The following is a 513-nucleotide window of genomic DNA, read 5'->3' on the forward strand; positions in this document are numbered from 1 at the left end:
CGCAGTGCGGCTGATAACATTGATCGGGTCAACTTGAAACCAAGGGAAACAGATGGCAACAGGGGATAATCACGAGATTAGAAGGGAGAAGGCAGGCGGAGAGCTGTTTCTCTCTGTCCGGCAGATGGCAGCTCGATACGGCGTGGGCAGGACGACCGTCTGGCGTTGGGTATCAGAGGGCAGACTGCCTACTGCCACGTCGCTGTCACCGGGATGCAAGCGCTGGAAGCTGAGCGAGCTTGAAGCATTCGAGGCCGAGCTTTGACGCCGGAGAGACAAGAAACACGGGGAGACTAGAATATGAGCAAGCTGATGGATCTGGATCACTGGCGCCGAGCCCGCTTCGCCGGCAAGCCACCAAGCATGACTACCGTGCGCCGCTGGTGTCGCGAAGGCCACGTCCCTGCCAAGAAGATGGGCGGCACTTGGTTCATCGATCTGGACGCCGAGCGCCGTCAGACCGGCAACCCGCTCGTCGACGCTATCCTGGAGGCATGACGTGGCACCACGGCC

The 513-nt window shown here is 60.4% G+C and carries 2 protein-coding genes; both read left to right on the plus strand.

Features of this window, described 5'->3' with window-relative positions:
* The first annotated feature begins 52 nt into the window (after window positions 1-52).
* Window positions 53-265, plus strand: coding sequence for a helix-turn-helix transcriptional regulator (locus IOC61_RS15910; RefSeq protein ID WP_195689726.1), 213 nt, complete (start codon window positions 53-55; stop codon window positions 263-265).
* 35 nt (window positions 266-300) lie between these two features.
* Window positions 301-498 (plus strand): excisionase, encoded by a 198-nt coding sequence (locus tag IOC61_RS15915; RefSeq protein ID WP_195689727.1) that lies wholly within the window; start codon window positions 301-303, stop codon window positions 496-498.
* Window positions 499-513: the final 15 nt, after the last annotated feature.

It is taken from the genome of Halomonas sp. KAO (assembly GCF_015595025.1).
GTDB lineage: Bacteria > Pseudomonadota > Gammaproteobacteria > Pseudomonadales > Halomonadaceae > Halomonas.